Annotated in this window: 5 protein-coding genes and 1 pseudogene; 5 read left to right on the top strand and 1 reads right to left on the bottom strand. The window is 45.4% G+C overall.

Going from position 1 to position 7,548, the window contains the following annotated elements:
* A pseudogene (locus QUA38_RS10965) lies at nt 1-347 on the top strand (SGNH/GDSL hydrolase family protein); the annotation flags it as partial.
* Between the two features lie 150 nt (nt 348-497).
* Here QUA38_RS10965 and QUA38_RS10960 read toward each other — a convergent pair.
* Nucleotides 498-2,342 (bottom strand): polysaccharide biosynthesis/export family protein, encoded by a 1,845-nt coding sequence (locus QUA38_RS10960; protein WP_333161659.1) that lies wholly within the window; start codon nt 2,340-2,342, stop codon nt 498-500.
* Nucleotides 2,343-2,672: 330 nt separating this feature from the next.
* Here QUA38_RS10960 and QUA38_RS10955 point away from each other — a divergent pair, with 330 nt between their 5' ends.
* From QUA38_RS10955 to QUA38_RS10940, 4 genes are all read left to right on the top strand, one after another.
* Nucleotides 2,673-3,362: a class I SAM-dependent methyltransferase gene (locus QUA38_RS10955; protein WP_333161657.1), complete on the top strand. Its 690-nt coding sequence runs from the start codon at nt 2,673-2,675 to the stop codon at nt 3,360-3,362.
* A 368-nt stretch (nt 3,363-3,730) separates the two neighbouring features.
* A complete protein-coding gene (locus QUA38_RS10950; protein WP_333161655.1) occupies nt 3,731-4,369 on the top strand; it encodes a histidine phosphatase family protein in 639 nt (212 codons plus the stop codon).
* Nucleotides 4,370-4,514: 145 nt separating this feature from the next.
* Nucleotides 4,515-5,282 (top strand): YebC/PmpR family DNA-binding transcriptional regulator, encoded by a 768-nt coding sequence (locus QUA38_RS10945; RefSeq protein ID WP_333161653.1) that lies wholly within the window; start codon nt 4,515-4,517, stop codon nt 5,280-5,282.
* A gap of 17 nt (nt 5,283-5,299) precedes the next feature.
* Nucleotides 5,300-7,546 (top strand): restriction endonuclease, encoded by a 2,247-nt coding sequence (locus tag QUA38_RS10940; protein WP_333161651.1) that lies wholly within the window; start codon nt 5,300-5,302, stop codon nt 7,544-7,546.
* Nucleotides 7,547-7,548: the final 2 nt, after the last annotated feature.

The following is a 7,548-nucleotide window of genomic DNA, read 5'->3' as shown; positions in this document are numbered from 1 at the left end:
TAAAAGAGGCGATCGCCGTGATGCGATCGATCGGAACAAAACAAATTATTCTGATTCCTGCTTTTTACTCAACTCTTTCCGCCAGCTACAATCCTAAATTAGCAGGAACAATTGCTAGAGTTGACGAAATCAATGGTCTCATCAATCGAGTAGCAGCCGCTGAAAATATGACTGTTGAATATCGCGGCATACAAGCATTGTTTAAGGAAAAAGCTCTCAATGCAAATTTAACAATTGACGGTGTTCACCTCAATGCTAAAGGTTTAGATATATACAGAAAAGTTTTGTTAAATATTTTTAATATTCTCTTAACAACTCGCAATTTTTATGAGATAATACGTGTTTAAATTATTAGTTTAAATTATTACTTTAAATTCCTTGCGGACTTGAATCGTGTGTTTTGAACTTAACGACCCTAATCAATTTGGTTGCAGGGAGGACTGAAGGACTGAAGTCCTCACTACAAAATTATAAGGGTTATTTTACCTGACTAGATATCAAGGAGTAGTTGTCGTAGTTTGTGGCTGCATTTGCTGCGGCTGCTGATTTTGGAGCTGAATTTGCTGCTGCTGAATCTCAAGTTGCCGATTTTGCAGATCGATTTGCCGCTGTCTGTCTTCCAGTTGCAAGCGTCTGTCTTCTGCTTGCTGCAATCTATCTTGACGTTGTAGCTCTCTTTCTAGCAGCCTGTCTTCACGTTGCTCTTGTCTGTCTTGACGTTGTTCGCGAATCTGCCTGAGCTGATTTCGCCGCTCGAAATCCCCTCCCAAAAATAAGTTTTGAAAAGCATTGATAGTTGCTTGAAACCCCGTAAAAACGCCACTAACAGCGCTGATCCCACTTGCAACTCCTGTTATTGGCTGCAAGAAACTGTTGATATTGTCTCCTACCCTAGCATAGCCCGATCGCGCTACCAGAATCACATCGTCGTTGCGGAGAGTGGGGTTATTATTAGGATTCAACCCTTGAGCAAAATCTACCTCTATCGTGCGGCGAGAAACAGTACCGTTGGGGTTCAAACGCAAGAGTTCTACCTTGTCTTTTTTAGCTCGTAATTGATTGAAACTGCCTGCGGTCAACAAAGCTTGGTGAAGGGAGGTACTAGGCCGCACCTGCAAAGCCCCAGGCCTAATTACTTCCCCTACAATATTGATGCTAATCGCGTTCGGAGAAAAACTACTATTTGCGACTTGAGAAACTTCAGCCAAGTCTACAGTAGCCGCAGTTGGGATAATTACGCTATCTCCTTCTTGCAGCAAAATATCTTGAGTTGCGTCGCCTTTTTGCAGCAAATCCCACAGATTTACCATGATAGTTTGTTCGTTGCCACCTCTGACTCGGCGGCGGATTTGCACGCGGCGAATGTCAGCTTCTGTAGTGATACCACCAGCAATCTTCAGTGCTCTAGTTATTGTTGGTAAGCCTACAACTGCTCCTTGCTGTTGGTCGATAGATACAAAACTCAACTCTGTTTGTTGGTTGCTCGATCGCACATCCGAAGCAAATACAGTATAAGGCCCCGGCCGGTTTACTTCTCCGACAATTACCACGCCAATTGGTTTAGTAATATCAGCGGAAAAATTAGCACTGGCTCTTTGACGAACTTCTTGAGTATTCAGAGCCCTTGCTGTCGGTACAAAAATTGTATCTCCATCTCTAATCGTGACATCTTGACGCAAATTTCCCGTGTCTAAAAAATCCTGCAAATCAACATTAGTAACTTGCTCCGGCCCGCCTCTGCGGGGACGACGAATTTGGACATTTCGCATGTCTCCTGCTGATGTCACCCCTTGTGCAAGTTGCAGCATTTCCATCAAAGTGGGGAATTTTACTCCTCCTCCTTCTCTAGTGGGATTAATCTTGTAGGAACCCGGGCGAGTAACTTCACCCGCAAGACCTATATTTAGGGGGCGAGCGACGATCACTGTCACGGTAACAACGGGAACATTGATGAAGGGTTCGTATCGCTGGGTAATCACATTAGCTGCTTGTTGCAGGGTCAACCCTTGAATTGATACGCTGCGAATGATAGGCAAATTGAGCGTCCCGTCAACTAACACTTGATATTCCTTGCTGAATTCAGGAACGCCGAAGATATCTAAAGCAATGCGATCGCCCGGGCCTAAAGTATAAGCTGCTTCTGGTGTCAGCGAACCAGAATTGCCACTCGCCGGCAAACTCGAACCCGGAGGTGGCGGCGGCGGTACTCTCGGTTGGTTTGGGTTCCTAGCGGGCGCAGGATTTCTGACGGCAGGCAACTGAGCGATACTGGGCAGCGAACTCAATAGCACCAGGAGTGCTGACAAACTCAGACTTGTAGCGGTTTGAACGGTATGTTTCATCTTTCTTCCCTGGTTGCAGCCTGCCAATGAACGAGAGCGATTTAGCTAGTGGATTTTAGTTTATTTTCCCTGCTGTCCAGTGTAGCCTCGCTTCGCTGCAAAATCCACAGGTGGAATCATAAAAATTGTGCGATCGCACTTAACTATTTTGTACCTTGTTTATAAAGAAACTGTAAAGCCCGCCAACTGTTATCAAGATTAGGATCTCGTTTGAGCAAAATTCTTCATACATAACTCGGGATACAAATCAACCCGCCAAGGAAATGGATAAAAAAAACGCCCGTATTAGAGGTAAAATGTTAAATAATTCTCTCTGCAGGACAAAGACAAGTGTCACTAAAACTGGATCAAGTAATTCCCTGGGGACGCTGCTTGGATGAATACATAGGAATGTTTAGCTTGACATCAAGTGACCTCAAGCTAAACATTCTTGATTGTGCCGCCGGCCCAGCAAGTTTCAATGCCGAAATGACTCGCCAAGGTAAAAAGGTAATTTCTTGCGATCCAGTTTATCACTTTACTGCGGTGGAAATTGGCGATCGCATCCAAGAAACATATCAAACTGTGATTGACGGTGTTAAGGCAAATGTAGACGGCTACCTGTGGAATAATTTTGAATCGCCGTACCAGCTAGGCGAAGTGCGAATGAAGGCGATGCAGGAATTTTTAGAAGATTTTCCCTCTGGCTTACAGCAAGGCCGATACATTACTGCTGAGCTGCCAGTTTTGCCTTTCGAGAACGGTAAATTCGATTTAGCTTTGTGCAGCCATTTCTTATTTGCTTATTCTCACCTGCTTTCCGAAGAATTTCATCTGGAAGCAATTAAAGAGATGTGTCGGATTGCGAAGGAAGTCCGGGTATTCCCTCTATTGCAGAGTTTTAGCGGGGAGGAATCAGAACACTTAAATCCGATTCTCACAGAATTGAAAAAGAAAAGTTTTAGTGTAGAAATTCAAGAGGCTCCTTATGAGTTTCAAAAAGGCGGGAATAAAATGCTGCGAGTTAGAGGGCGAATGTAATTCGCGGTTACACCAACTTTCGTCCGAGCCACGCGGAATGAAATAGAAATAGGGTGACTAAAGTTATTTTATAAATTTTTCCTCGATCGGAAAAGAGCAGATTAACGTCGATGTCTTTCAAGATATTTTGCGATTTTTTTAAGATATCGAGAAAAAGCTCGCTTGCGTACCTGATTTTGAATACATGGCAAAATCTACTGTAAATTTAAAAACACGATCGCATCCATCACCCATTACCAAATCCACCATCCATCTGCGTCTATCTGCGTGCCTCTGTGGTTAAAAAATCTCATCAATAGCTTCGCAACAAATCAAATTACCAAACTTTGATATAATATTACACCTAGAAGCCAAACTCAAACCAACTCATGCCGCAAACAGTCTGGATCGCACGACACGGAAACCGCATCGACTTCGTTAACCCCGATTGGTTTCTCACCGCAGAACGCCGCTACGATCCTCACCTTTCTGAAGACGGTCACGTTCAAGCTAAACAACTCGCCAATCGCCTCAAAGGTGAAGGAATTTCTCATGTTTTTGTTTCCCCTTTTCTGCGAACTGTCCAAACAGCAAATCATGCGGCCGAAGCTCTCGATTTGTCAATTAAACTAGATTGGGGATTGTGCGAATGGCTGAATCCTGAATGGATGACAGAAATGCCGGAAACTGAGTCCGTCGAAGCTTTGTGCAGGCGTTTTCCCAGGATAGATGCTTCTTACAAAGGCGGTATTGCTAATTATCCCGAAACTGGGGAAGCTTGTCTCAAAAGGGCGGGGGAAACGGCTAAACGCCTCGCGGCTGAGTTTCCCGAAGATATGTTATTGGTAGGTCACGGTGCGTCGGTTTTAGGAACTGCGATCGGGCTGGCGGGCTGTGCTGAAACGGAAATTAACGCTTCTTTGTGCTGTTTGGTGAAGGTGGTGCGGAGTGAAGGAGAATGGTCGATCGCACTTAATGGCGATACTTCTCACTTGACTGACTCTGAAGCCGCGATCCGGTTTAATTAAAGTTGAGATTCGTGCCAAAAATCGCATTTTATGCTATGTGTGTAAGGTGCGCCGAGGTGCACCCTACGTTAATCTGATTAGTCCGAATCTGGGTGTTATTGTTTAATCTCGATCGCACATTTTAAATCGAAAAGCTTAAATAGGTATGGCTGGACACAGTAAGTGGGCGAATATTAAACGCCAAAAAGCTAGAGTTGATGCCGTTAAAGGCAAAGTTTTTGCTAGAATATCTCGCGAAATTATTGTCGCGGCTCGCAGCGGAGTTCCCGATCCCGCTGGGAATTTTCAACTGCGGACGGCTATAGAAAAAGCCAAGGCGGCGAGTATTCCTAATGAAAACATAGAAAGGGCGATCGCCAAAGGTGCTGGCTTGGCGGGGGGAAGTTCGGATTTAGAAGCTATTCGCTACGAAGGTTACGGCGTTGGCGGGGTTGCTATTCTGATTGAAGCGCTGACAGACAATCGCAACCGCACAGCGGCTGACTTGCGAGAAGCTTTTACTAAAAATGGTGGCAACCTGGGCGAAACTGGTTGTGTGGGCTGGATGTTTGACCACAAAGGAGTTTGTACTGTACGCGGCCCGATTGATGAGGAACAATTGTTTGAAGCGTCGCTAGAGGCGGCTGCGGAATCTTATGATTTGATATTAATTGATGAGGATAATGAAGGTGCAGAGGTATTTACAAGCGTGGCTAATTTGGAACAACTGGCTGATGTTTTGAAACAAAAAAATTTTGCTGTTTTGCAGTCGGAAACTCGCTGGATTCCCAGCAATACAGTGGAAATAGACACTCCTGAAAAAGCTCGATCGCTCCTGAAGTTAATGGATGCACTGGAAGATTTGGATGATGTGCAAAGTGTGACGGCGAATTTTGAAATGACAGATGAATTGATGTCTTTGAGTATGGTTTAATGGTTGAAAGATGAGGGATGGGGAGCGTCCTGCTGGCACTGCAAAAGACGAAAAATCGCCAGCGGGACGATCGCGCTACACTATTACCAGGTAACGAATCCCTATCTGTACGCGAGTGGGGAGTGTCAATCCAACGCATTGCTCAAAAAGCTGCATTGAAAATCTCAACCCACAGTAAAGCCATGCTAGATAACAACGAAAGCAAAATAGACAGCACCCACTCACCAGAAGTTCTCTCAGCAACCGAAGTATCAGAAACCAAGGATCGATCCAAATCAGAGGTGCAGGCTAAACCAGAGGATACATCCAATTGGTTCGGTTCCGTGTTCGGAGCGGTCTCTGCAAGCGCGAGTGCGGTGGGGAATGCAGCCGTCAGTGCTGGAAGTGCGATTGTTGATACGGCGAGTGCGGTGGGGAGTGCGGCGGCGAGTGCTGGAAGTGCGATTGTTGATACGGCGAGTGCGGTGGGCAATGCAGCCGTCAGTGCTGGAAGTGCGATTTTTGTTAATACCGCGAGTGCGGTGGGGAATGCAGCGGCGAGTGCGGGAAGTGCGATTTTTGTTAATACCGCGAGTGCGGTGGGGAATGCAGCGGCGAGTGCGGGAAGTGCAGCAATGCAAGTTCCCAATTTTTTTGGTTCATCTCTAGTTTTTATTTCGCAGAGTCCTATCCTGAAAAAACTGACCCAAAAGTTCAAAATCGACTGGTTAGTTAATGCTATAGATGCTGTTGATGTCGTGACTGCCGAGGCGCAAGTTCGAGAGTTACAGCGCCAATATCCTCACGAGAAACCCGAAGAGATCGCACATCACTTGATGGTGGAAAAAGCCTTGCTAGCGGCAGGAAGTGGCTTGGTGAGCAGTTTAGTTCCCGGCGTGGCTTTGGCGTTGTCTGGCATGGATTTAGCGGCAATGACGGCCTTATCTGCCGAGTTGGTTTATCAAATTGCTGCCGCCTATGGCATGGATTTGCGATCGAGCGATCGCAAAGCAGAAGTTGTCGCTATTTTTGGTTTGTCCTTGGGTAGCAATTTAGCGATCGAAGCTGGAGTTACGCTTGTCAGCAATATTCCCTTGGCGGGTGCGGTAATTAATGCTAGCGCCAGTGCGACAATGATTTACGCGCTGGGATACGGTGCTTGTCGGTTTTATGAAGCGCATCTCGATTCCTCGGAAATCGAAACCAAGCTCGAAGATTTACAAGAGGTATTGCAAGCGGAAAGTGAGCAATATTTAGAGACAGCGATCGCACAAGAAACGGTGATGGATTGGATTTTGGTGTATGTCGTCTATGCCAGCAAAAAATTCACCCGATGGGATGAGTTATTACCGGAATTACGAGCGGCGAATTTAAATCCCAGGACTTTAGCTGAGATTGAAGCTGTGACAAATAAGTCTAAATTGCTTCCCAAGTTGGATATTTTACTCGCACAACTCGAACTTGACTTTGCCGAACCACTTTTAAAGCGATGCACTGAGATCATCGAGGCTGACGGTGAAATTAATCAACAAGAGGGGAAAATTTTGCTGACAATTCAACGGGCTGTTTTGAGCAAAAGAAAGCAAGCTCAAAAGCCAGCCCAGCAAACTTCGATCGAGGATGGGGTATCGGAAGCCACTGAAGCACAAACTGAAGTCCAAGCTGAATCACAAATTCCCTCTTTATCTTCTGATTCTCCTTCTACTAATAAGTTGAGTTCGAGTATGCTGCAAAATTTCCAAAAAATCATAAAAGTTGCTGGGCGATTAGACGTGCCAAAGATTGCGAATTTAATAGATACTGAATCACAAGCTCCCCCCTTATCTTCTCATTCTCCTTCTACTAAGTTGAGTGCAATTCTGCTGAAAAAATTCAAGCAGATTTTAGCAGGTTCTACGCGGTTAGAAGTGCCAGAGATTGGGTATTTAATCGATCAGGTCGATCGCATGACGGGAGAAGAGTTTGAGGAATTTTTAGCCTGCTGTTTCCGCAATCTCGGTTATGCGGTCGAAATGACACCCAAAACGGGGGATTTTGGTGCGGACTTGATTCTCTCTAAAGCCCGCAAGAAAACCGTTGTCCAGGCAAAACGCTATCAAGGAAAAGTGGGAAATTCCGCCGTGCAAGAAGTCGTTAGTGCGGTTAAGTATTACGGGGGGCAAGATGCGATCGTTATTACAAACAGTATGTTTACATCCAATGCTCATAAACTGGCTCAAGCGAATGGCGTACAACTCTGGGGAAGAGAACAGTTAATTGATTTAGTGATTCGAGCTAAAAAATAACT

It is taken from the genome of Microcoleus sp. Pol12B4, from assembly GCF_036701385.1.
Taxonomy (GTDB): domain Bacteria; phylum Cyanobacteriota; class Cyanobacteriia; order Cyanobacteriales; family Microcoleaceae; genus Microcoleus.
The sequence above is the reverse complement of the archived record's forward strand: the minus strand, read 5'-3'. Positions and strand labels throughout refer to the sequence as shown.

Coding starts and splice junctions, on each gene's coding strand:
- QUA38_RS10950 (WP_333161655.1), top strand. CDS start 3,731: ATGCCGCAAACAGTCTGGATCGCACGACACGGAAACCGCATCGACTTC.
- QUA38_RS10960 (WP_333161659.1), bottom strand. CDS start 2,342: ATGAAACATACCGTTCAAACCGCTACAAGTCTGAGTTTGTCAGCACTC.
- QUA38_RS10945 (WP_333161653.1), top strand. CDS start 4,515: ATGGCTGGACACAGTAAGTGGGCGAATATTAAACGCCAAAAAGCTAGA.
- QUA38_RS10940 (WP_333161651.1), top strand. CDS start 5,300: ATGGGGAGCGTCCTGCTGGCACTGCAAAAGACGAAAAATCGCCAGCGG.